Origin of the sequence: Limnohabitans sp. JirII-31, from assembly GCF_002778315.1 — a bacterium.
GTDB lineage: Bacteria > Pseudomonadota > Gammaproteobacteria > Burkholderiales > Burkholderiaceae_C > Limnohabitans.
On sequence record NZ_NESA01000007.1, the window covers coordinates 165,191 to 187,837 of the forward strand.

General features: G+C 57.3%; 22 protein-coding genes and 1 pseudogene. 8 read left to right on the forward strand and 15 right to left on the reverse strand.

Going from position 1 to position 22,647, the window contains the following annotated elements; translation table 11 throughout:
- Window position 1: 1 nt before the first annotated feature.
- The 8 genes from B9Z41_RS10670 to B9Z41_RS10705 all read right to left on the reverse strand — a co-directional run bounded on the left by B9Z41_RS10670 (window position 2) and on the right by B9Z41_RS10705 (window position 6,587).
- Window positions 2-1,012, reverse strand: coding sequence for an inorganic phosphate transporter (locus tag B9Z41_RS10670; RefSeq protein ID WP_100147047.1), 1,011 nt, complete (start codon window positions 1,010-1,012; stop codon window positions 2-4).
- 13 nt (window positions 1,013-1,025) lie between these two features.
- Window positions 1,026-1,673, reverse strand: coding sequence for a DUF47 domain-containing protein (locus B9Z41_RS10675; RefSeq protein ID WP_100147100.1), 648 nt, complete (start codon window positions 1,671-1,673; stop codon window positions 1,026-1,028).
- Between the two features lie 64 nt (window positions 1,674-1,737).
- On the reverse strand, window positions 1,738-2,100 hold the full coding sequence (locus B9Z41_RS10680; RefSeq protein WP_100147048.1) for a DMT family protein: 363 nt from the start codon (window positions 2,098-2,100) through the stop codon (window positions 1,738-1,740).
- Window positions 2,097-2,585 carry a 2-amino-4-hydroxy-6-hydroxymethyldihydropteridine diphosphokinase gene (folK, locus tag B9Z41_RS10685; RefSeq protein WP_100147049.1) on the reverse strand — a complete coding sequence of 163 codons (489 nt, stop codon included), beginning with the start codon at window positions 2,583-2,585 and terminating at the stop codon, window positions 2,097-2,099. The genes B9Z41_RS10680 and folK overlap by 4 nt, the downstream gene beginning before the upstream one ends.
- Window positions 2,586-2,597: 12 nt before the next feature.
- On the reverse strand, window positions 2,598-4,151 hold the full coding sequence (gene pcnB, locus B9Z41_RS10690) for a polynucleotide adenylyltransferase PcnB (RefSeq protein WP_100147050.1): 1,554 nt from the start codon (window positions 4,149-4,151) through the stop codon (window positions 2,598-2,600).
- Window positions 4,148-4,819: an HAD family phosphatase gene (locus tag B9Z41_RS10695; protein WP_100147051.1), complete on the reverse strand. Its 672-nt coding sequence runs from the start codon at window positions 4,817-4,819 to the stop codon at window positions 4,148-4,150. Before B9Z41_RS10695 ends, pcnB begins: the two co-directional genes overlap by 4 nt.
- Window position 4,820: 1 nt before the next feature.
- Window positions 4,821-5,507: a DnaA regulatory inactivator Hda gene (gene hda / locus B9Z41_RS10700; RefSeq protein WP_100147052.1), complete on the reverse strand. Its 687-nt coding sequence runs from the start codon at window positions 5,505-5,507 to the stop codon at window positions 4,821-4,823.
- Between the two features lie 6 nt (window positions 5,508-5,513).
- Window positions 5,514-6,587 (reverse strand): AI-2E family transporter, encoded by a 1,074-nt coding sequence (locus B9Z41_RS10705; protein ID WP_100147053.1) that lies wholly within the window; start codon window positions 6,585-6,587, stop codon window positions 5,514-5,516.
- 85 nt (window positions 6,588-6,672) lie between these two features.
- Here B9Z41_RS10705 and purM point away from each other — a divergent pair, with 85 nt between their 5' ends.
- Window positions 6,673-7,701, forward strand: coding sequence for a phosphoribosylformylglycinamidine cyclo-ligase (gene purM, locus B9Z41_RS10710; protein ID WP_100147054.1), 1,029 nt, complete (start codon window positions 6,673-6,675; stop codon window positions 7,699-7,701).
- Window positions 7,702-7,723: 22 nt separating this feature from the next.
- On the opposite strand, the pseudogene B9Z41_RS10715 reads toward purM, so the two are convergent.
- Both B9Z41_RS10715 and murJ read right to left on the reverse strand, forming a co-directional pair.
- Window positions 7,724-8,434, reverse strand: a pseudogene (locus tag B9Z41_RS10715) (SirB1 family protein); the annotation flags it as partial.
- Window positions 8,435-8,448: 14 nt separating this feature from the next.
- The gene (gene murJ / locus B9Z41_RS10720) at window positions 8,449-10,014 is read right to left on the reverse strand and encodes a murein biosynthesis integral membrane protein MurJ (RefSeq protein ID WP_100147101.1); all 1,566 of its coding nucleotides are present in this window, start codon (window positions 10,012-10,014) and stop codon (window positions 8,449-8,451) included.
- A 117-nt stretch (window positions 10,015-10,131) separates the two neighbouring features.
- Here murJ and rpsT point away from each other — a divergent pair, with 117 nt between their 5' ends.
- Window positions 10,132-10,431, forward strand: a complete 300-nt coding sequence (rpsT, locus tag B9Z41_RS10725; RefSeq protein WP_100147056.1) for a 30S ribosomal protein S20 — start codon at window positions 10,132-10,134, stop codon at window positions 10,429-10,431.
- A 117-nt stretch (window positions 10,432-10,548) separates the two neighbouring features.
- Here rpsT and B9Z41_RS10730 read toward each other — a convergent pair whose 3' ends face one another.
- Window positions 10,549-10,869 carry a DUF3579 domain-containing protein gene (locus B9Z41_RS10730; protein WP_100147057.1) on the reverse strand — a complete coding sequence of 107 codons (321 nt, stop codon included), beginning with the start codon at window positions 10,867-10,869 and terminating at the stop codon, window positions 10,549-10,551.
- A gap of 218 nt (window positions 10,870-11,087) precedes the next feature.
- Between B9Z41_RS10730 and B9Z41_RS10735 the strand changes: the two genes are divergently transcribed.
- The 3 genes from B9Z41_RS10735 to B9Z41_RS10745 are packed head-to-tail and all read left to right on the forward strand — an operon-like array spanning window position 11,088 to window position 13,524.
- On the forward strand, window positions 11,088-12,284 hold the full coding sequence (locus B9Z41_RS10735; protein ID WP_100147058.1) for an aspartate aminotransferase family protein: 1,197 nt from the start codon (window positions 11,088-11,090) through the stop codon (window positions 12,282-12,284).
- The gene (gene argF, locus B9Z41_RS10740; protein ID WP_100147059.1) at window positions 12,281-13,213 is read left to right on the forward strand and encodes an ornithine carbamoyltransferase; all 933 of its coding nucleotides are present in this window, start codon (window positions 12,281-12,283) and stop codon (window positions 13,211-13,213) included. The genes B9Z41_RS10735 and argF overlap by 4 nt, the downstream gene beginning before the upstream one ends.
- Window positions 13,213-13,524 carry a YkgJ family cysteine cluster protein gene (locus B9Z41_RS10745; protein ID WP_100147060.1) on the forward strand — a complete coding sequence of 104 codons (312 nt, stop codon included), beginning with the start codon at window positions 13,213-13,215 and terminating at the stop codon, window positions 13,522-13,524. The genes argF and B9Z41_RS10745 overlap by 1 nt, the downstream gene beginning before the upstream one ends.
- On the opposite strand, the gene B9Z41_RS10750 is transcribed toward B9Z41_RS10745, so the two are convergent.
- Window positions 13,521-14,735 (reverse strand): FAD-dependent monooxygenase, encoded by a 1,215-nt coding sequence (locus tag B9Z41_RS10750; RefSeq protein ID WP_100147061.1) that lies wholly within the window; start codon window positions 14,733-14,735, stop codon window positions 13,521-13,523. The two genes, B9Z41_RS10745 and B9Z41_RS10750, sit on opposite strands and share 4 nt — an antisense overlap.
- An 88-nt stretch (window positions 14,736-14,823) precedes the next feature.
- On the opposite strand from B9Z41_RS10750, the gene B9Z41_RS10755 reads away from it, so the two are divergent.
- From B9Z41_RS10755 to B9Z41_RS10765, 3 genes are read left to right on the forward strand one after another with little or no spacing between them, the layout of a single operon-like run.
- Window positions 14,824-15,795, forward strand: a complete 972-nt coding sequence (locus B9Z41_RS10755; protein ID WP_100147062.1) for a tripartite tricarboxylate transporter substrate binding protein — start codon at window positions 14,824-14,826, stop codon at window positions 15,793-15,795.
- 33 nt (window positions 15,796-15,828) lie between these two features.
- Window positions 15,829-17,196: a tRNA 5-hydroxyuridine modification protein YegQ gene (yegQ, locus tag B9Z41_RS10760; RefSeq protein ID WP_100147063.1), complete on the forward strand. Its 1,368-nt coding sequence runs from the start codon at window positions 15,829-15,831 to the stop codon at window positions 17,194-17,196.
- An 18-nt stretch (window positions 17,197-17,214) separates the two neighbouring features.
- The gene (locus tag B9Z41_RS10765) at window positions 17,215-18,291 is read left to right on the forward strand and encodes a nitronate monooxygenase family protein (protein ID WP_100147064.1); all 1,077 of its coding nucleotides are present in this window, start codon (window positions 17,215-17,217) and stop codon (window positions 18,289-18,291) included.
- A gap of 90 nt (window positions 18,292-18,381) precedes the next feature.
- On the opposite strand, the gene acnB is transcribed toward B9Z41_RS10765, so the two are convergent.
- From acnB to B9Z41_RS10780, 3 genes are read right to left on the reverse strand one after another with little or no spacing between them, the layout of a single operon-like run.
- Complete coding sequence (gene acnB, locus B9Z41_RS10770; RefSeq protein WP_100147065.1) at window positions 18,382-20,967, reverse strand: bifunctional aconitate hydratase 2/2-methylisocitrate dehydratase; 2,586 nt, start codon at window positions 20,965-20,967, stop codon at window positions 18,382-18,384.
- A gap of 36 nt (window positions 20,968-21,003) precedes the next feature.
- A complete protein-coding gene (locus B9Z41_RS10775; RefSeq protein WP_100147066.1) occupies window positions 21,004-21,609 on the reverse strand; it encodes a hypothetical protein in 606 nt (201 codons plus the stop codon).
- On the reverse strand, window positions 21,602-22,645 hold the full coding sequence (locus B9Z41_RS10780; RefSeq protein ID WP_100147067.1) for a CoA ester lyase: 1,044 nt from the start codon (window positions 22,643-22,645) through the stop codon (window positions 21,602-21,604). Before B9Z41_RS10780 ends, B9Z41_RS10775 begins: the two co-directional genes overlap by 8 nt.
- Between the last annotated feature and the right edge of the window lie 2 nt (window positions 22,646-22,647).

Consider the following 22,647-nt stretch of genomic DNA (forward strand, 5'->3'; position numbering starts at 1 on the left):
CTCAGTACAGAGTGAAGCTGACCCAATACGCCACGCCTGCCACAAAGGCACTCGCAGGAATGGTCAAGATCCAAGCCCACACAATGTTGCCCGCCACGCCCCAGCGCACCGCACTGGCACGCTGAGTCGAGCCCACACCGACGATCGCACCAGTGATGGTGTGAGTAGTCGAAACAGGAATACCCAAGGCGGTGGCCAAGAACAACGTCATGGCCCCCCCTGTCTCAGCGCAAAAGCCCCCCACAGGTTTGAGTTTGGTGATTTTCTGACCCATTGTTTTGACAATGCGCCAGCCACCGAACATGGTGCCCAGACCAATGGCCGCGTAGCAACACACGATGGTCCATGTGGGCGGAGATGATTCCGCGCTGGACGCATAGCCGGTGGCCAGCAAAAGCATCCAAATAATGCCAATGGTTTTTTGCGCGTCATTGCCACCGTGACCCAAGCTGTAAGCACCCGCCGAGATCAGTTGCAAACGGCGAAACCATTTGTCCACGCGTGACGGACGAAAGCTTCTGAAAATCCAGGCCACGGCCACCATCATCAACGAGCCAAGCAAGAAACCCAGCACAGGAGACACGAAAATAAAGGCAACCGTTTTAAAGATGCCGCCTGAAATCAAGGCACTGGTGCCTGCCTTGGCGATCACAGCACCGGAAATACCGCCGATCAATGCATGCGATGAGCTGCTGGGAATGCCGTAGTACCAGGTGATGATGTTCCAAGTGATGGCGCCCAACAGCGCACCAAACACCACATGGGTGTCCACAATGCCCGGTTGAACAATGCCTTTTCCCACCGTGGCGGCCACACTGAGGTGGAAGATAAAAATTGCGACAAAGTTAAAAAAAGCGGCAAACAAAACCGCTTGAGCCGGCTTGAGCACACCGGTGGAGACCACCGTGGCAATCGAGTTAGCCGCATCGTGAAAGCCGTTCATGAAGTCAAACAGCAACGCCATCACGACCAACAAAGCGACCACCCAAAACGCAGTTTGTACGGATTCCATGGGGCGCCTGTACTCAGGAGTTTTCGAGGACGATACCCTCGATCAAATTGGCGACGTCCTCACATTTATCGGTGATGGTTTCGAGCAACTCGTAAATCGCTTTGAGTTTGATGACTTCGCGCACATCAGGCTCTTCACGAAACAGTTTGCTCATTGCGCTGCGCATCACGCGATCAGCGTCTGACTCAAGCTTGTCAATTTCTTCGCAAGTTTTGAGCGCGGCTTCAGCGGTGGCTGGGTCAGTGATTTTGTCGAGTAACTTCACCGCATGGCGCACGCGCTCGCAGCACTTCAAACTCAAATCTGTCAGACGTGAAATCTCGTCTGTCATGTGACGCACGTCATACAAAGCCATGGTTTCGGCGGAGTCTTGAATCAGGTCGGCCACATCGTCCATGGTGTTGATCAACGAGTGAATTTGCTCGCGATCAATCGGTGTGATGAAGGTTTTGTGAATCGCACGGTTGACTTCGTGGGTGACACGGTCGGCAGCGCGCTCGGCGTTGTCCACTTCTTGGTTGTATTTGTCACGCAAGATGGGATCGCTGTAGTTGGCAACCAAATTAGAAAAAGCCACCGCAGCCTCGACGATGCGGTCGGCGTGCTGGTTGAACATTTCAAAAAAATTGCCCTCTGTGGGCAACAACTTTCCAAATAGCATGCGGTACTCCTGTGAATCCAACTGCATGTGACATTTTGATGACAGGCGGAAGTGTAATCGTTGCTCACGCTTTAAAAATGAAATACACCGCCCCCACCATGCACAAACCTGCCCATAAATAGTTGAGTCTGAGTGGTTCGTTGAGGAAAAACACCGAAAACGGAACGAAGACCGCCAACGTAATCACCTCTTGCATGATTTTGAGTTGCCCTACCTGCAAACCAGCGTCATGAAAGCCAATGCGATTGGCAGGAACTTGCAGCACATACTCCATCAAAGCAATGCCCCAACTCACCAAGACAGCGGTATACCAAGGTGAATTGGCCAAGCTTTTGAGATGCCCATACCAAGCAAACGTCATGAACACATTCGCAGCGATCAACAGCAAAACAGCTTGCGCAGAAAAGGAGAGAAGCGAGAAGTTCATGATGCAACGTCGTCGGGGATGCGCTCGATCGCTTGGTGTTTGACCCGCGCCAACATCGCCTCGCTCACACGCTCAGGGCAAATTTCAGCCAGTGGTAACAACACAAAAGCGCGCTCTTGCCAGCGCGGGTGCGGCAGGGTCAATGTTGGCGTCGACAACACTTGCTCGCCATGGAAGATCAAATCCAGATCCAGGGTTCTCGGCGCATTTTGATAAGGCCGCTCGCGTCCGGCTTGAAGCTCCAGGGCTTGCAAAGCTGCCAGCAAGGCCTGGGCAGAGAGTTGTGTCTCGACCAGTGCCACCGCATTGATAAAGTCTGGCCCCGTAGCCTCAAAAGGTGCTGAGCGGTACAGCGCCGAAGCCTTGAGCAGCTGACTTTGCGGCAACCGCGCCAAATCTATCAAGGCCTGTCGCACAGTCACCTGGGCGTAGCCCAGGTTGGCGCCAACTGCAATGCAAGCCGTCACGGTGGTGCCACTGCGCATAAGAACAGGGCTTTACTCGCTGGATGCTGTGCCTTCAGCACCACCCGTCGGCTTGCGACGACGACGGCGACGTTTCTTGGCCGGTGCATCAGCAGGATCTTGCTCAGCATCACCCGAGGGCGTTTCATCCGAGGCGCGAAAACGCGGGTCTTCTGCGGGCTTGTCCGCACGACGCACCGAATGCACGCGCGGAGCACGTTGTGCCTTTTGGCTCTCTAGACGTACTTGTTGCAGCAAGTCTTCGCGCGTGCTGTCATCGGCCAAGCTGAACTCTTGCCACCAGTCGGCCAATGCTTCATCGACCTCCCCCACATCAGCACGCAAGCGCATGAAATCAAAACCAGCACGGAAACGCGCTTGCTCCACCAAGCTCCAGGGGCCACTGCCCACGCGCTTTTCAAAGCGCGGTTGCATCATCCAAATCTCGCGCATGTCGGCACCAAGCTTGCCACGTCCCGAAACATCGCCAATGCGGGACTCGAACACTTCATCGATCGCATCTTGCAAGGCCGGGAACGGCGGTTGCTTGACGAGCCGCTGGGCCCATGACTCACGCACATCCGACCACAACACGCAAGCCAACAAAAAGCTAGGGGCTACCGGCTTGCCCTCACCCACTCGACGGTCGGTATCTTGCAGCGCTGTTTTCACAAATTCTTGATCAGCGCGCTCAACCACAATATCGAGCAAGGGATAAATGCCTTTGGCCAAACCTTGCAGCTTGAGTTGCTCCACACTGGCAAGCGCATGACCCGTTTGCAAAAGTTTGAGCATCTCATCAAACAAACGGCTTTGTGGCACATCCGCCAACAACTTCACCGCGCGTTTCAAAGGCGCAGCCGTCTTCGCCTCCATCTTGAAACCCAAAGCTGACAGTTTGGCGGCAAAACGCACGGCACGAATGATGCGTACAGGGTCTTCGCGGTAACGCATGGCGGGGTCACCAATCATGCGCAAAACTTTTTTCTTGGCGTCGGCAATGCCGCCGTGGTAATCGATCACGTTGCCCGTTTCTGGGTCGTAATACATGGCGTTGATGGTGAAGTCACGGCGTGCGGCATCTTCGTCTTGTGGGCCCCACACGTTGTCGCGCAACACACGGCCACTGGCATCGACGGCGTGCTTCATGCCGGCCAGCTCTTGCTTGCTGCTGCGCTCGTTGCCTTTGACTTGGCTTGCATCAGCACTGTCCAAATGGGCACGGAAGGTCGACACCTCAATCACTTCATGTTCGCGTCCGCGGCCATAGACGACGTGAACAATGCGAAAGCGTCGTCCAATGATGAAGGCCCGACGAAATGCCGCCTTGACTTGTTCGGGTGTGGCGTCAGTGGCAACGTCGAAATCTTTGGGCTTGAGACCCAGGAGCAGATCACGCACAGCACCACCGACGATGTAAGCTTCAAAACCACGGTCTTGCAGGGTGCGCACCACATTGAGTGCCCGCTCATCGACCCAGTCGACATTGATGCCATGCACCTTGGCTGGCACCACATGGCGCTTACCCAGTGAGGGCTTGCTGCTGGTGGTTTTGCCCATCAGCTTATTGATGAATTGTTTGATCATTGTTGAGAGAAGAGTTCCAAGATCGGCCACCCCTGTTCAAGAGCAGTGGCTCGCAGTTTGGCGTCTGGATTGGTGGCCACCGGATGGTTGACGCGTTTGAGCAAGGGCAAGTCGTTACTGGAGTCGCTATAAAACGTGCTGTCCACATCACGCCAATCCAAGCCTTGTGCTTGTAGCCATTGTTGCAGACGTTGCACCTTGCCCTCGCGGATGGAAGGCACGCCGTTGATTTCGCCGGTGAACCACCCATCAGCACCACGGGTCAGCTCAACGGCAATCAGCTCACGCACACCCAACGCCTCGGCAATCGGTCGCGTGACGAATTCATTGGTGGCTGTGATGATGACCAGACGATCCCCCGCTTCACGATGTTTGTCTATCAACGCAAGGGCTTCTGTACGAATGGCAGGCATGACCACCTCTTGCATGAAACGCGCATGGGCGCGTGCAGCTTTGTCGGGGCCTTGCAGACGAAACGCCTCGGTGGCGAAACGCACGTAATCATGGATATCCAAAGTACCGGCCTGGTAATGGGCGTAAAACTCGTCGTTCTTGGCCGCGAACTCGACAGGATCTGTCCATCCCAAGGCAATGGTGAATTCACCCCAGGCGTAATCCGAGTCAATGGGTAGCAAGGTGTGATCCAGGTCAAACAACGCAAGTTTCATGTCAAAGGTTCTCAAGCATCGATTTCAGCAAAGGGATGGTGATGGCGCGTTGTGTTTGCAAAGCATAGCCATCGAGTTGATCAAGCAACTGAATCAAGCTGCCCAGATCACGACTGAAGCGGTTCAGCATGAAGTCCATGACCTCGTCGCTCAAAAAAATACCGCGCTCATCAGCCTGCTGACGCAGCACCGCACGCCGCTCGGATTCGCTGAGCACTTGCAACTGATAGATATGCCCCCAGCCCAGACGGGTGCGCAAATCTTCACGCAAATGCAAATCACTGGGCGGCACCAATCCGGCAGCCAAAACCCAGCGCTGCTGTCCATCGTGAGGCGTCATGGCGTTGACAAACCAATTGAACGCTGCATGTTGCTGTACAGCTGTGTACAAATGCACATCGTCCAGCACAATCACCCGCCAACGGTCATCAAACACAGCAGGGTCAAGCTGAGAAGCATCCATCCACCCCACAAGACACCCCTGCTCACGCAAAGCCGCTTGCACCCCGCGCAGCAAATGGGTCTTGCCACTGCCCGACTCACCCCACAGGTAGCTGGGCACAGGCGAGCGCTTGTCATTGCCAACCCAGAGTTGCAAATGCTGCAAAACCGCCAAATTGGGGCCTGCCAAGAAGTTGTGCAAGCTAGGGCCGGGGGCCAAGCCAATGTCGAGTGCGATTTGCTTCATGCCCGCTCAAGCACCTCGGTACAAGGCACTCGCCTGGTATTGGCGGCGTATGCGTCGAATCGCCACCAGCAACACAGCGCTAGCGGGTAACGCCACCAGAACCCCCAAGAAACCGAACAACTGCGCAAAGGCCATCAACGCAAAAATGACATGCAAGGGGTGCAGGCCAATGCGCTCGCCCACCAAACGCGGGGTCAGGACAAAACTCTCAAGCAACTGCCCCACGCCATAAACCAACGCCACCATCCACGCAGTTTCAGCTGGCGTCATTTGCAACAACCCCGCAAGCAATGCCAGACACAAACCCAAACCAAAACCCACATAAGGCACGAAGACGGCCAGCCCCGTGAACACACCGATCGGCCACGCCAACTCCAAACCAAACCACCACAACGCCAGGCCGTAATAAAAAGCCAGCACGAACATGACCGACAACTGGCCTCTGAGGTACTGCCCCAGCACCAAGTCAGCCTCAGCCATAAAGCTGTCGTAGGCACTGCGCATGGGCAAGGGCACCAAGGCCTCGACATGGCGCACAAAACGACGCCAATCTAAAAGCAAGTAAAACAACACCACGGGCACCAGCACCATATTGCCCACCACCGCCAGAGCCACACTGCCGCCGATACGCAACGAGGCCAGTGCTTGCTTGAACCCATCTTCAAACGAGGTGTTGAAATTTTTCAAGACAAAGGTTTTGAGGCTGGCAGCATCCAATTTGACCGACACCCCCAAGCTCTGCAACCAAGGGTTCACAAAGGCTTGGCCACGCTCGATCAGCGCTGGTAACTGTTCGCGCATACGCGGTATCTCGTTGGCCAAGATGGGCAGCAGCAACATCAGCAGCGCCAGCACCACCAATACAAAAACCGCCTCAACCAGCAACACACAAGCCACGCGGGGCAAGTACCCCCCTGCGGCACGCTCAAGTCCACGCACCAAGGGATTCAGCGCATAAGCCAACACCCCAGCCACTACAAATGGCATCAACACGGGCCCTAACAACCACAACAGCAGTGTCACCAATGCAGCGATGGCAACCCAGGCCAGGGTTTGTTGTTGTGCGGAAGTGAATTGCATACAGCGGGTAGAGGATGGGCTTTAAAATTGCACCTTGATTCTATCGGCGCGCACCTTCTGGCGCGCCACAGCACCCTCACCCACAATGAATAAACCCCTTTCTTATAAAGATGCTGGCGTCGATATTGACGCTGGTGATGCCTTGGTCGAACGCATCAAGCCTCTGGCTAAAAAAACCATGCGCGAGGGCGTGCTGGCCGGTATCGGGGGGTTTGGCGCATTGTTCGAAGTGCCAAAGCGCTACAAAGAGCCTGTATTGGTGAGCGGTACCGATGGCGTAGGCACCAAGCTGCGGCTGGCATTCGAGTGGCAAATGCACGATACCGTGGGCATTGACTTGGTGGCCATGAGTGTCAACGACGTGTTGGTTCAAGGCGCAGAACCTTTGTTCTTTTTAGACTACTTTGCATGCGGCAAATTGGATGTCGACACGGCAGCCGCCGTGGTGGGGGGCATCGCTAAAGGCTGTGAGTTGTCTGGTTGTGCACTGATTGGTGGCGAAACCGCTGAAATGCCTGGCATGTACCCCGATGGCGAATACGACTTGGCTGGTTTTGCGGTGGGTGCAGTCGAAAAATCCAAAATTCTGACTGGCCAAAACGTGCAAGTGGGTGACGTTGTGCTGGGTTTGACTTCAGCAGGCGTGCACTCCAACGGTTTTTCTCTGGTCCGTAAAGTGATTGAGCGTGCGGGTCACAACACGCCTGCCACCCTGGATGGACAGCCGTTCAAACAAGCCATCATGGCCCCCACTCGCCTGTATGTGAAAAGCGTGCTTGCTGCCTTGGCCACACAACCGATCAAGGCCTTGGCCCACATCACCGGCGGCGGCTTGCTGGAAAACATCCCGCGCGTTCTGCCCGAAGGCTTGGCCGCACACCTGCGCAAAGGTAGCTGGCCACAAACCGAACTGTTTGCCTGGCTGCAAGCCACCGCAGGCATTGATGACATCGAAATGAACCGCACCTTCAACAATGGCATTGGCATGGTGGTCGTGGTTGACGCAGCCAATGCCCAAGCGTGCGCCGAGGTCTTGCGCGCGCAAGGCGAACAGGTGCACACCATCGGCGTCATCGCTGAGCGCGGCGATGGTGCGGCTGTGGTGGTGGCCTAAAGCCCGATCAGGGCAATTCGCTGGCCTGGGGCAGCAACACACCCAAGCGTTTTTTCACCCACCCACGACGCACCACGTCACCGTGGGTGATGTAAATTTCATCCAAGTTGCGCAACATACGCGCCACAATTTCGCGGGGTGTTGCAGGCCTCAAGTAATGCTTGAGCAAGGCATCTGAAACATCGCCATCGCGCACCAGACCAGTTTCAGCATGCAAAGGCGCCAAACGCTCCGACAAGTCCTCTTTGCTCAACGATTGCCCCGTGAACGGATCCATCACCACTTGCCCCTCGTGCGGGAAGGGCAATTTGACTTTGAGCAAAAAATGGCCTGGAAAACTCACCCCCGAAGCATCCAAACCTAAACCCAAAGCCAGCTCCAACCAAATCACCGCCAAGCTGATGGGAATGCCACGACGGGTGTGCAGCACCGTGTGAACAAAGCTGTTGTCGGGATCGTAGTAATTGTTCAAATTACCGGCAAAGCCCAAATCATCGAAAAAGAAACTGTTGAGCAAGCGCAATTTGTGCAAACCACCAGCGTCTGGCGGTAAACGACGTTTGATGCGCTCGCCCAATTGATCCACCTGCTCCAGCACATGCTGGATGTCGAGATCCGGGTACTCGTCTTGCGCCAAGCTGGTGGCCGCTTCGAGCAAGGGAAAATGTTCGTCGCTTTGAACCAGGGCCGCAAAATACTGCAGCGCGGTGGGAATTTCGAGTTTGAAATCCATGCCCTGACATCTCCTTATCGGCGCAACAGCGCACGCAGTTTCAAGCCCACAATGGCCAAGCAAGCGAAGTACAGCAACGCGCTGAGCATCAACACACCCGCCATCACCAACACACGCAACCAAGGCGTGGCGTGTAACAGTGTCCAGTCCCAATGCTGCGATGACCAAAATAACCAGCACCCCAACACCGCGCTACTGCCCACCACCTGCAAGACCAAGCGCCACCAACCGTGACAAGGCCTGTACGTGCCTGCCTTGCGCAAGCCCCAAAGCAGCCACGTCGCATTGACCAAAGCCCCCAAGCCAATCGACAGAGCCAAACCCGCATGTGCCAGATAAGGCACCAACATCAAATTAAACAACTGAGTGATGATCAGCACTGCGATGGCAATGCGCACCGGGGTGCGAATATCCTGGCTGGCGTAATAACCTGGCGCCAGCACCTTGATCGCCACCAAACCAAGCAACCCCACGCCATAGCCCATCAAAGCCAACGTGGTTTGTTGCACATCGTGGGCACTGAATGCCCCATAGTTGTAAAGCACTGCTACCAAAGGCTGCGAAAAAACCAACAAAGCCACCGCGCAAGGCACAGCCAGAACAACCACCAAACGCAGGCCCCAGTCGAGCATGTCGGAGTACTGGACGGTGTTGTTTGCCGCTTTGGCGGCTGATAACTGGGGCATCAGCACCACGCCCAAAGCCACGCCCAGCAAAGCGGTAGGAAACTCCATCAACCGGTCTGCGTAGCTGAGCCAGCTGACACTGCCGGGTGTGAGGTGCGAAGCAATCTGGGTGTTGATCAGCAAAGAAATTTGTGCCACACCCACCCCAAACAAAGCGGGTGCCATGAGTCGCAAGATGCGTTTAGGTCCCTCGGCAGACCAAGCCTCGCGCACAGCGCGCCAGCCCATGCCAATGCGGGGCAACAAGCCAAGTCGACGCAAAGCCACCAGCTGCATCGTGAGTTGCAACAAACCGCCCAGCATCACACCCGCAGCCAACGCATAAATGGGTGGCCAACCCCACACCGCCAACCAGGGCCCACCCCACCACGCGGCGGCGATCATGGACACATTCAACAGCACCGGTGTGGCCGCAGGAACCGCAAAACGTCTCCAGGTATTGAGCACCCCCGCAGCCAAAGCCACCAAAGACATGAATGCGATGTAGGGGAACATCCAGCGCGTCATCACGACCGCCACATCGAAACCCTGGGGCGACTGCTGCAAACCACTGGCCATCACCCAGACCAAACCAGGAGCAGCCACGACGCCCAACACACTGACCCACAACAGCACCCACAAGAGCAAAGTCGCCACTTGGTTGATCAATACGTGGGTCGCATCATCACCATGCTGCTGCCTGCTGGCAGCCAGCACCGGCACAAAAGCTTGACTGAATGCGCCTTCAGCAAACAAACGGCGAAACAAATTTGGAATACGAAATGCCACATTGAAGGCATCGGTCAGTGCGTTGGCACCAAATATGGAAGCAATCAACAACTCGCGCATCAACCCTGTGATGCGGGAAACCAGGGTCAGGCCTGAAACGATGGAGGCAGATTTGAACAAAGACACCATCACAGTGTAGCGAGACGCTGGCTGTCGAATCGGGAAAGCATTCGTGATGTACAGGGGGTTTGATATACTTGCGGGCTTTGCTGCATCATCCTCAAACCTTAAGGAACTCTCACCATGGCATCAGCCAAACCCAAGAAAAAGAACCCACGCCTGGCGTCGGGTCGTAAACGCGTCCGTCAGGACATCAAAATCAACGCCGCGAACACCTCGCTGCGCTCCAAATACCGTACTGCTGTGAAGAACGTCGAAAAAGCTGTTCTGGCAGGCGACAAGACCAAAGCCACCGAACTGTTTGCCAAAATGCAAGCTGTGGTGGACACAGTGGCCGACAAAGGCATCTTCCACAAAAACAAAGCTGCTCGCGACAAGAGCCGCCTCTCTACCAAGGTCAAGGCCTTGGTTACCGCCGCCTGATAAATCAGGCAAACAGCCCGGTCTGAATTGTCAGACCGCCGTTTGTAACGGGTGCGCTGCAGCAAAGCAAAAACCGCTCTCAGGAGCGGTTTTTTGTTGTCTGGTCAAACACAAACATCAAGGTTTTAGGGGAACGTCTGGCAGCAAGCAGGCTTCCACCACTTGCAGGCCATTGTCCTTGGCAAAGTTCATCACGAAATCCCAAGCCATGGGCTCGTCATCACGCAAATCGGTGTGAACGATCACACATTTGTTGCCATCCAGCGTGTTGGGCACACACCAGGGCGAATAACTCAAATGGCTACCGGGCACAGCCCCACCAGGTCTGAACTGACTCATCACACCCGCTAAACGCTCGGCCCAGTCACTGGGTCGGAACGTCCTTCCGTCTTGGGTAATCCCTAAGATAAAAACTTCTTTGGCGGAGTGAGAAACCATCGGGTAGAGGCTGAAAACAGGGTCTTGGTGACTGGGGATCAGCCCGTGTCACCGGGGTTACAACTATTCTATCTTATATAAGACTTGTGACGATTCAATGTCTCGGCAGCCAGGTAAGCGCCGAACGCAAACTACATCGAACAACCGTCACACAGCACCCTCTAAAATCGCGTTTCAACGGCTCAACCTTCGTTGGGTCGTTTTCATTTGGAGAAACCATGACCACGTCTGCTGCATCGCCCCACACCATGAACACCTATGGCCGCCTTCCTGTGGCCCTGTCACATGGCCGAGGCTTGCGCGTGTGGGACACGGATGGCAAATGCTATTTGGATGCGTTGGCAGGCATTGCCGTCAACACCTTGGGCCACGCTCACCCTAAGCTCACGCCCGCCTTGCAAGACCAAATTGGCAAGATCATCCACAGCTGCAATTACTACCATATCCCCAACCAAGAGGCCTTGGCGGCCAAGCTGGTTGAGCTCTCGGGCATGACCAATGTGTTTTTTTGTAACAGCGGCCTGGAGGCCAACGAAGCAGCGCTCAAATTGGCACGCAAGTTCGGTCACAACAAAGGTATTGAAAAACCCGAAATCGTGGTCTACGAAAAAGCCTTCCACGGCCGCTCGCTCGCCACATTGGCGGCAACTGGCAACGAAAAGATCAAAGAAGGCTTTGGCCCCATGATGGAGGGCTTCATCCGCGTCCCTGTCAACGACATCGAAGCGCTGAAAAAAGCCACCCAAGGCAATCCCAATGTGGCCGCGGTGTTTTTTGAAACCATCCAGGGTGAAGGCGGCATCCAGCCCATGTTTGCGCAGTACCTGAAAGAAGTTCGCCAGTTGTGTGACGAGCACGATTGGCTGTTGATGATTGACGAAGTGCAATGCGGCATGGGCCGTACTGGCAAATGGTTTGCCCATCAATGGGCGGGCATCGTGCCAGACGTCATGCCGCTGGCCAAAGGCCTGGGCTCGGGTGTGCCCATTGGTGCCGTGGTGGCGGGGCCCAAAGCAGCCCACATCTTTCAACCCGGCAACCACGGCACCACCTTCGGTGGCAACCCGCTGGCCATGCGTGCGGGTGTGGAGACCATCCGCATCATGGAAGAAGATGGCTTGCTGGAAAACGCAGCAAAAGTGGGCGCACATCTGCGTGCAGCCCTACAGCGCGAATTAGGCGGCCTACCTGGCGTCAAAGAAATTCGCGGCCAAGGCCTGATGCTGGGCATTGAACTGACACGTCCCTGTGGCGCGCTGATGCAACGCGCACTCGACGCAGGCTTGCTGCTGAGCGTCACTGCCGACAGCGTGATCCGTTTGGTGCCCCCCTTGATCATCACCCCCGCAGAGGCGGACGAAGTGGTGGCTATCTTGGCTCCTCTGGTGAAAACATTTTTAGCCGAACCTGTATGAAGCACTACCTGCAATTCACCGATCTCTCCGTCGACGAGTACGCCTATGTGTTCACACGTGCAGCGCTGATCAAAAAGAAGTTCAAGGCCTACGAAAAACACCACACACTGGCAGACCGCACACTGGCGATGATTTTTGAGAAAGCATCCACCCGCACACGCGTGAGTTTTGAAGCCGGCATGTACCAGCTCGGCGGTTCGGTGGTGCACTTGACCACGGGCGACAGCCAGTTGGGACGCTCAGAACCCATCGAAGACAGCGCCAAAGTCATCAGCCGCATGGTCGACCTGGTGATGATTCGCACCTACGGGCAAGACAAGATCAACAGCTTTGCCGCCAACTCGCGCGTGCCCGTCATCAACGGATTGACCAACGAGTTTCATCCTTGCCAAATCATGGCCGACTTGCTCACCTTCATTGAGCACCGGGGCGACGTGAACCATCCCCTGGATTGCCTCAAAGGCAAGGTGGTGGCCTGGGTGGGTGACGGCAACAACATGGCCAACACCTGGCTGCAAGCCGCTGACTTGCTGGGCTTTACCGTTCACGTCAGCACACCCACCGGCTATGAGGTGGACCCCGCCATTGCAGGCCTGATGACCCACAGCGAGTGTTTCAAGGTCTTCGTCGATCCGATGCACGCCTGCCAAGACGCAGACTTGGTAACCACCGATGTCTGGACCAGCATGGGCTACGAGGCCGAAAACGAAGCCCGCCAACGTGCTTTTGCCGACTGGTGTGTCGATGCCGACATGATGGCGGTGGCCCAACCCAACGCCTTGTTCATGCACTGCTTGCCGGCGCACCGTGGCGAAGAGGTCAGCGCCGATGTGATTGACGGCGACCAATCGGTGGTGTGGGACGAAGCCGAAAACCGCATGCACGTCCAAAAAGCCTTGATGGAGTATTTGCTGCTCGGTCGCCAGTGATGTCAGCGTGTACTGCGTGCGGCGCCTGTTGCGCCAGCTTTCGGGTTGACTTCTCGGTGTTCGAGCGCGATGACCACGGTGGCGAAGTCCCCACTGGCTTGGCTTTGGACTTGACCGATACCTTATGCCGCATGCGCGGCACCGACCACTCACCGCCGCGCTGCGCTGCGCTCATGGGCGCCATTGGCCAAAAAGTCACCTGTGGCATTTACGAGTGGCGTCCCTCGCCTTGTCGTGAGTTTGAAGAAGGCAGCGATGCCTGCGAGCAGGCACGTCGTCGCCACCACTTGCCCCCTCTGAACGCGTCTTAAGCCCCGTGGCGGTATCCGTAAAGCCAGGGCACATCCATCAAGCGTGCGCCCAGCATGCGTAAGCCCGCATCACGCGCCCATTGCACCGGTCCGGTGGCATGGAAAACGTCCCCATTGCGAATGGCACGCGCTTGCACCTGGGCGTTGCGCTGCCAGCGGGCCTGCGCAAACGCATTCAAGCGCATCGACACATCGCAGTCTGGCACGGCCGTCCATTGATGGCCCAACTCTGCGGCATCCTCAATCGCCATGCCTGCTCCCTGCGCCAAATAGGGCCGCATCGGGTGGGCCGCATCCCCCACCAACACAGCACGGCCCTGCACATGCTCGTGAGCAGTGCGCATGGGCACACGGTCACACAGCGGCCACAGGCGCCACTCACCACAAGCGTCGACCAACGCATGCAAGCTCGAACAAGCGTCTGTTAACGCAGCCTGTAAATCGGCACGGGTGTCTGCGGTTGTCTTGCGCAAGTTCCAGCCCTGGAGTTCTTGCCACGCCACACCTTCAAGCTGGCCCTCGGTAAGACACACCACATTGAGCCATTCACCGCCACACACCGGGTACTGAACCACATGCACACGAGGGCCCATCCACACCGTCACATCTTGCGTGCGCAAATGAACAGGCAAGTCTGACTGAGCCACCAACGCCCGATAGGCCAAATGCCCCGTCATACGGGGCGCACCATCACGGAGTAACTGTTGGCGCAAGACACTCCACACCCCATCGGCCACCACCAGTGCATCGGCACGCTCAGTCAACTCACTGCCTTGGTGGGCCAGTGCCACAGCAACGGCATCCCCTAGGTTTTGCACATCCTGCACGTGTGCATCGCATCGCACCACCACGCCCTGCACTTCGGCGGCTTGCAACAAAAGTGTTTGCAAATCAGCACGGTGGATGGTGGCGTAAGGCGCGCCGTAGCGTGCAGGCATATCACGCAAAGACAACGTGGCCAACAGCTCGCCTGACAACGCACTGCGCGCATGTAAGTTGGCAGGAAATGCGGCCACCGATTCAAGTGCAGACGACAAGCCCCAGGCATTGAGGATGCGCGTGACATTGGGCCCCAATTGCACCCCTGCGCCGACTTCGGTGAGAGCGGGTGCACGCTCCAGCACGCGAACCACCGCACCGGCACGTGCCAGGCTCAAGCCACTCGCCAGCCCGCCAATGCCCCCGCCTGCAATCAACACTGTTTCTGTCATTTTTATGATTGTGCATGTCCCAGGCCGACAAACCAGCCCAGAACTTTTATGATCCATGCTTTCTTTGACATCCAACAAAGGTCGCCCCATGAAACGCAGAACTCTCATTCAAGCTTCCATTGGGTCAGCGCTCCTGCCCACTTTGGCGCAAGCGCAAGACAAATACCCCAGCAAGCCCGTGATGTGGATTTGCCCCTATGCCGCAGGCGGCAATGCCGACAGCCGTTCGCGCCAAGTGGCCAAAGCCATGAGTGCGGTGCTGGGGCAGCCCATCATCGTGGACAACAAGGCTGGGGCTGGCGGCAACATTGGCACCGAAGCCATTGCACGCGGCAAACCCGATGGCTACACCTTAGGCATGGGCAACTTTGCACCGTTGGCAGTGAACCAATCCTTGTTTAAGAAACTCAACTTTGACCCCCTCAACGACCTCACCCCCATTTGCCTGATTGAGCGCGGCCCACTCATCTTGATGGTGCGCAACGACTCGCCGTACAAAACCGTCAAAGACCTCGTGGCAGCCGCCAAAGCATCACCTGGCAAACTCAGCTACGGCTCGGGCGGCATTGGTGGCTCCCACCATTTGAGCGGCGCTTTGTTTGAGCATGCCGCTGGCATTGACATGATTCACGCCCCGTACAAAAGCGGCTCCGCCGCCGCCACCGACTTGATGGGCGGACAGGTGCAAATGATGTTCGAACAAATGTATGCCGCCATGCCCTCCATCCAAGGAGGTCGCATGCGGGCGCTGGCTATCACCAGCAAAAAGCGCTCGCCCCTTTTGCCCAACATTCCTACCATGGCTGAGCAAGGTTTCCCCGAGGTGGAAGTGCTCAACTGGCAAGGCCTGATTGGCCCCAAAGGCATGTCTGCGGAACTGATCAAGCAACTCAACGCGGCATGCAACCAAGCCTTGCAAACCGCCGAAGTGAAAGAAAAAATCTTGAGCCAAGGCAACGAAGTGGGCGGCGGTACACCCGAGCAGTTTGCAGCACTCATCAAGGCGGAAGCACCACGCTGGGCCAAGGTCGTGCGTGATGCGAAAATCGACCCTGAATGATTTTCTCAGTTGCCCTGCCAGCAGCACATCTTTATGACCACACTCAAAGCCCCTGAGCTCCTGCTGCCCGCAGGTTCGCTCGACAAAATGCGCGCCGCCTACGACTTTGGAGCCGACGCTGTGTATGCCGGCCAACCGCGCTACAGCTTGCGTGCCCGCAACAACGAATTCCGCTTGGAACAAATTGGCATTGGCATCGCAGAAGCGCACCAACGGGGCAAGAAGTTTTTCGTCACCAGCAACCTGCTGCCGCACAACGACAAAGTGCGCACCTACCTGCGTGACATCGAACCTGTGATTGCCATGAAACCTGATGGCTTGATCATGGCCGACCCAGGGCTCATCACCATGGTGCGCGAAAAGTGGCCCGAGGTGCCGATTCACCTGTCGGTGCAAGCCAACACGGTGAACTGGGCGGCGGTGAAGTTTTGGCAAAAGATCGGGCTGACTCGCATCATCTTGTCGCGCGAACTCAGCCTGGACGAGATTGAAAAAATTCGCCAAGAATGCCCTGACATGGAGCTGGAGGTGTTTGTGCACGGTGCACTGTGCATTGCCTACTCGGGTCGCTGTTTGCTGTCGGGCTACTTCAACCGCCGCGACCCCAACCAAGGCACCTGCACCAACGCCTGCCGCTGGGGCTACAGCACGCAAGCCAGTGCCACCGATCCCAACACAGGCGAGGCCATGGCTGTTGCGATGGAAGGCGACTTCGACTTCGCCACGGCTCAGCAAGAAGCCGAATCCACCTTCTCGGCTTGCGGCGATGGCCAACGTCACCCTGCCGCTGACAACATCTACCTGCTCGAAGAAAAAGGCCGCCCCGGCCAGCTGATGCCCATCATGGAAGACGAGCACGGCACCTACATCATGAACAGCAAAGATTTGCGTGCGGTGGAGTATGTCGAACGCCTCACAAAAATTGGCGTTGACTCGCTCAAGATTGAAGGTCGTACCAAGTCGCTCTACTACGTGTCACGCACGGCCCAGGTGTACCGACGCGCCATTGACGATGCGGTGGCTGGACGCCCGTTCAACCCCGAACTCATCACCGAGCTCGAAGGCTTGGCCAACCGCGGCTACACCGCAGGCCTGATGGACCGCCGCCCGGCCAACGATTACCAAAATTACGAAACAGGCCACTCGGTGGCACACCGCAGCCAGTTTGTGGGCGAAGTCAAAGCCACCGCTGATGGTTGGGCCGAGGTGGAAACAAAGAACAAGTTTTCAGTGGGTGACCGGCTTGAAATCATCCACCCCAGTGGCAACCAAACCATCGAACTCACCGCCATGAAAAACGCCCAAGGCGAAGCCATTCAGGTGGCCGTCGGCAACCCTGTGCGCGTGTGGATTCCACTGCCTGCCAACCGTGACGGAGCCTTGGTCGCGCGCTTGCTGTGATGGACTTGGAGTCCGGCCATGTCCACACATCCTTCGCACAAAAGCCAAGCGTTCTGTCAACGCTTCAACTTGGGTGTGCCCATCTTGCTGGCCCCCATGGCCGGCGTGAGTCCACCCAGCTTGTCCATTGCCATCATGCAGGCGCAAGGCATGGGCGCTTGCGGCACTTTGCTTATGCAACCCGAGGCCATCCACCGCTGGGCCGCCGACGTACGCGCCCACACCCCTGGGCCTTTCAATCTGAATTTGTGGATTCCTGATCCCGCCCCGCAGCGCGATGCAGCGCATGAACAGCAGTGGCGTGACTTTCTTAGGTCATGGGGACCTGCCGTTGCACCCGACGCAGCCGATGCCAAACCACCCCATTTCGCAGACCAATGTGCGGCCATGCTCGACGTCAAGCCAGCGGTGATTTCGTCGGTCATGGGCTTGTATCCGCCTGCGTTCGTGCAGGCCATGAAAGCCGCAGACATTGCCTGGTTTGCCAACGTCTCCACAGTGCGCGAAGCGCTGGCTGCACAAGCGGCTGGCGCCGATGTGATCGTGGCGCAAGGGATAGAAGCCGGTGGCCATCGTGGCTGTTTTGACGCACACCATGCACAAGACCAATTGGTGGGTTTGTTTGCGTTGTTACCCGCCATCGTGGACGCTGTGAAAGTCCCCGTGGTGGCCACGGGCGGCATTGGCGATGCGCGCGGCATTGCCGCCGCTTTTGCTTTGGGTGCCAGTGCCGTGCAAATGGGCTCTGGCTTCATGCGCTGCCCCGAGGCGCACCTGCCACGCGCGTGGGCTGACGCGATGGCCCAGACCCAACCCGAAGACACCGTCCTCACACGCGCCTTCAGCGGCCGCTTGGGCAGAAGCTTGTCCAACGCTTATGTGCGAGCCGCTCATTCAGAAAACGCCCCAGCGCCCGCCCCCTACCCGGTGCAACGCGCACTGACGGCAGCCATGCGTGACGATGCCGTGAAAGCCAACGACGTTGAGCGCATGCAAGCCTGGGCCGGACAGGCCAGTCGTTTGGCACAAGCCGCACCCGCGAGTGCGCTGGTGCGGCAGCTGTGGCATGACGCACAGGCGTTGATGCCACACTGATTTCGGACAATCCTAAAAGCCAAGGCCCCACGCGTTTGCACGCATGGGGCCTTGGTCTTGGCGACGGGGTTGCCCCCGCACGTGAGATCGTTAAGCCGTCACTTTGTCAGCCGCTGCTTTGTACTCAGCAATCTGGTCAAAGTTGAGGTACTTGTAGATCTTGCTGCCATCGGCGTTGATCACGCCCATGTCGGCCAAGTACTCCGCCTTGGTGGGAATGCGACCAATCTTCGATGCCACAGCCGACAACTCGGCAGAGCCCAAATACACCTGTGTGTTTTTACCCAAACGGTTGGGGAAGTTACGGGTGCTGGTGGACATCACCGTCGCGCCCTCTTTCACCTGCGCTTGGTTACCCATGCACAGCGAGCAGCCTGGCATTTCCATGCGGGCACCTGCGTTGCCGAAGATGCCATAGTGGCCTTCTTCGCTCAGTTGCTGGGCGTCCATCTTGGTAGGAGGCGCCATCCACAGTTTGACTGGGATATCGCGTTTGCCTTCGAGCAACTTGGAAGCGGCACGGAAGTGGCCAATGTTGGTCATGCAAGAGCCAATGAACACTTCGTCAATCTTGGCACCTGCCACGTCCGACAAGGTCTTGGCATCATCGGGGTCGTTGGGGCAGCACACGATGGGTTCGGTGATGTCGGCCAAATCGATCTCGATCACCGCCGCGTACTCGGCACCTGCGTCAGGCTGCAACAGTTGGGGGTTGGCCAACCAGGCTTCCATGGCTTGGATACGACGCGTGATGGTGCGTGCATCGGCATAGCCTTGGGCAATCATGTTTTTCAACAACACGATGTTGCTGTTGAGGTACTCGATCACAGGCTCTTTGTTCAGGTGCACGGTGCAACCTGCGGCAGAGCGCTCGGCTGAGGCGTCAGACAACTCAAACGCTTGCTCGACCTTCATGTCGGGCAGGCCTTCGATTTCCAAAATACGGCCAGAGAAGATGTTCTTCTTGCCTTTCTTTTCCACCGTCAACAAGCCTTGCTTGATGGCATACAGCGGAATGGCGTGCACCAAGTCGCGCAGGGTCACACCAGGCTGCATCTTGCCTTTGAAGCGCACCAACACCGACTCCGGCATGTCCAGGGGCATCACGCCCGTGGCAGCGGCAAACGCCACCAAGCCTGAACCTGCGGGGAAGCTGATACCGATCGGGAAACGTGTGTGGCTGTCGCCACCGGTGCCCACGGTGTCGGGCAACAACATGCGGTTGAGCCAGCTGTGGATGATGCCGTCACCGGGCTTCAAGCTGATACCACCGCGGTTGCTGATGAACTCAGGCAACTCGTGGTGCATCTTCACGTCCACGGGCTTCGGATATGCCGCGGTGTGACAGAACGACTGCATCACCAAGTCAGAGCTAAAGCCCAAGCAGGCCAAGTCTTTCAACTCGTCACGTGTCATGGGACCCGTGGTGTCTTGTGAACCCACCGAGGTCATCTTGGGTTCGCAGTAAGTACCGGGCAACACGCCTTGGCCTTCTGGCAAACCACAAGCGCGACCCACCATTTTTTGCGCCAAGGTGAAGCCCTTGACTTTGTTGGTCGGCACTTGGGGCAGACGGAACATGGTGGAAGCAGGCAGACCCAGGGCTTCACGTGCTTTGGTGGTCAAGCCACGGCCCACGATCAAGGGAATGCGTCCGCCGGCACGCACTTCGTCAAACAACACGTCGCTCTTGACGGTGAAGCTGGCAATCTCTTGGCCGTCTTTGAAAGCCTTGCCTTCGTAAGGGCGCAACTCAATCACGTCGCCCATGTTCATTTGCGACACATCGAGTTCGATGGGCAATGCGCCCGCGTCTTCCATGGTGTTGTAGAAAATAGGGGCAATTTTGTTGCCCAAGCACACACCACCAAAACGCTTGTTGGGCACAAACGGAATGTCTTCGCCGGTGAACCACAACACGCTGTTGGTGGCCGATTTGCGGCTTGAACCGGTACCCACCACATCGCCCACGTAGGCCACCAGGTTGCCCTTGGCGCGCAGGTCTTCGATGAACTTGACGGGGCCGCGCTTGCCATCTTCTTCGGGCGTGATGCCATCGCGTTTGTTCTTCAACATGGCCAAGGCGTGCAACGGAATGTCAGGGCGGCTCCAGGCATCGGGCGCGGGCGACAAGTCGTCGGTGTTGGTTTCGCCCGTGACTTTGAGCACGGTCAAGGTGATGCTTTGGGGCACTTCGGGACGGCTGGTGAACCACTCGGCGTCGGCCCAGCTTTGCAGCACGGCTTTCGCATTGGCATTGCCTTTGTCGGCCTTGTCTTTGACGTCATGGAATTGGTCAAACATCAGCAGTGTTTTCTTCAGCGCTTCGGCTGCCACACCACCCACGGCCGCGTCGTCGAGCAAGTCGATCAACGGGGTCAGGTTGTAGCCACCCAGCATCGTGCCCAACAATTCGGTGGCTTTTTCACGGCTGATCAGCGCACTTTTTTCAGTGCCATGGGCCACAGCGGCCAAATAGCTGGCTTTGACTTTGGCTGCATCATCCACACCGGCAGGCACGCGGTGGGTGATGAGGTCAACCAAGGTGGCTTCTTCGCCTTGGGGTGGGCTCTTCAGCAGCTCAATCAGCTCGCCGGTTTGCTGCGCCGTCAGGGGCAGCGGGGGAATGCCCAGCGCTTTGCGCTCGGCCACATGGTCACGGTAGGCTTTCAACATGGTTTTCTCTCCGGTCTATCAAATCAAAATGAGGGTTTATTTTTTAGCCAAGCTCGCACCCGTGTTCAAGCCTTCCAGCAAGCTCACAGGGGGTGCCAATTTCATGGCTTCGGCCACAGCCATTTGGTGCGGGCTTTGGCATTCGTCGGCCATGCGCTGGCCAAGTTTGCTGTTCATCAACATCGACTTATTGGACAACTGCAACCACATCGCGCCCGCATGGCTGTCTTCCAAACGAATGGCGCCCGTGGCCGACACCACAGGGCTCATGTGGTAGGTGTGTTTTTGCATCTGGACATGAAAGTGTCCAGGGTTTTGCGTGTCTGCCATCACGTTCACTGAGTTACCCAGTTCGCACACCATACGCCCGGTGTGGACTTGCTCAGCCACCGCGGTGCGCTCTTGTTCCATGGGGGGCTCCGCTGCCACAACAGGCGCTGGCAAGCCAGGGTATTTGTAAGCGGCCACCGTCTTCACCGGTGCTTTGGCTTTGGCCTGTGCACGGTCTTTGTGTTTGGCATCCGCCTTGGCCTTGAGGGCTGACTTGGTGGCGTGGTTTTCAGCCCCATCTGCGACGACCGCCCCCGCCACGCCGGGCAAGACCAGCAGCGAGACCCAACACCCCATGATCCAGTTACGCATGACCGTCTCCTTCGTTGTGTGTGAAAAATGGCCGCACCTCGGCTGGTAACCGGCGCCCCGTGCTGTGCGCACGCTCCAGCAAATGCCAAAAGAAGCGGTAGCTGGCCCGGTCATGCAAATGACCTTGGTGGCTGATCGGTGCCCAATCAGCGGCCTCTGCAGCCAGAACAATCTCTGTGGCTTGGTCAATGTCGGCCGCATTGGGGGCCATGGCCTCCAGAATCGGACGGATTTGCGCTGGGTGAATGCTCCACATGCGGGTGAAACCAAACTCATGCGCGGCACGTTGCCCCGCAGCGCGCATGGCCTGAGTGTCGCTGAACTCCGTCACCACACAGTGAGAAGGTACTTTGCCATGGGCATGGCATGCGCTGGCAATTTCCAGCTTGGCACGCACCACCAGTGGGTGGGTGAATTGCCCCGCAGACGTCATGCCCTGTGCAGGTATAGCACCGCCATGCGCCGACACAAAGTCCATCAGTCCAAAACTCAGCGACTGCACGCGGGGATGGGCTGCAATCTCAAACGCACGGTGGACCGCAGCGGGTGACTCGATCAAGACCTGCAAAGGCAAATGTCCTGCCCCGGCTTGCACCAAGGCACGCTCGGCACGCTCAACGTCAGCCACCGACTCGACCTTGGGCACCATGATGTGGCGCAAGCGGTGGCCCGCTTTGCCGGCGATCTGAGCAATGTCTGCTTCAAACGAAGGGTGGTCGACAGGATGGACACGCACCGCCACACGCGCCTCTTGGGCTGCGCCGAGTGCGAGCTCAGTCACCAAGGCCGCATGCTCGGCTTCGCCGCCCACCGGCGCACCATCTTCACAATCCAGCGTGGCGTCAAACACGCAGGTACCAAACTCTTGCGTCATCTCCGCTTGCAGTTGCAAGCTTTTGCGCATGCGCACCTCGACACCACTGTAGTGGTCGCACACGGGCAACTGAATGCCCGAGGCTTGCGCGCCCAACAGCACATCGCGCGGGTGCGCACCCCCTCCAACCTTTTGGGCGGTAGGGGCGGCAGCAAGGCTCATGC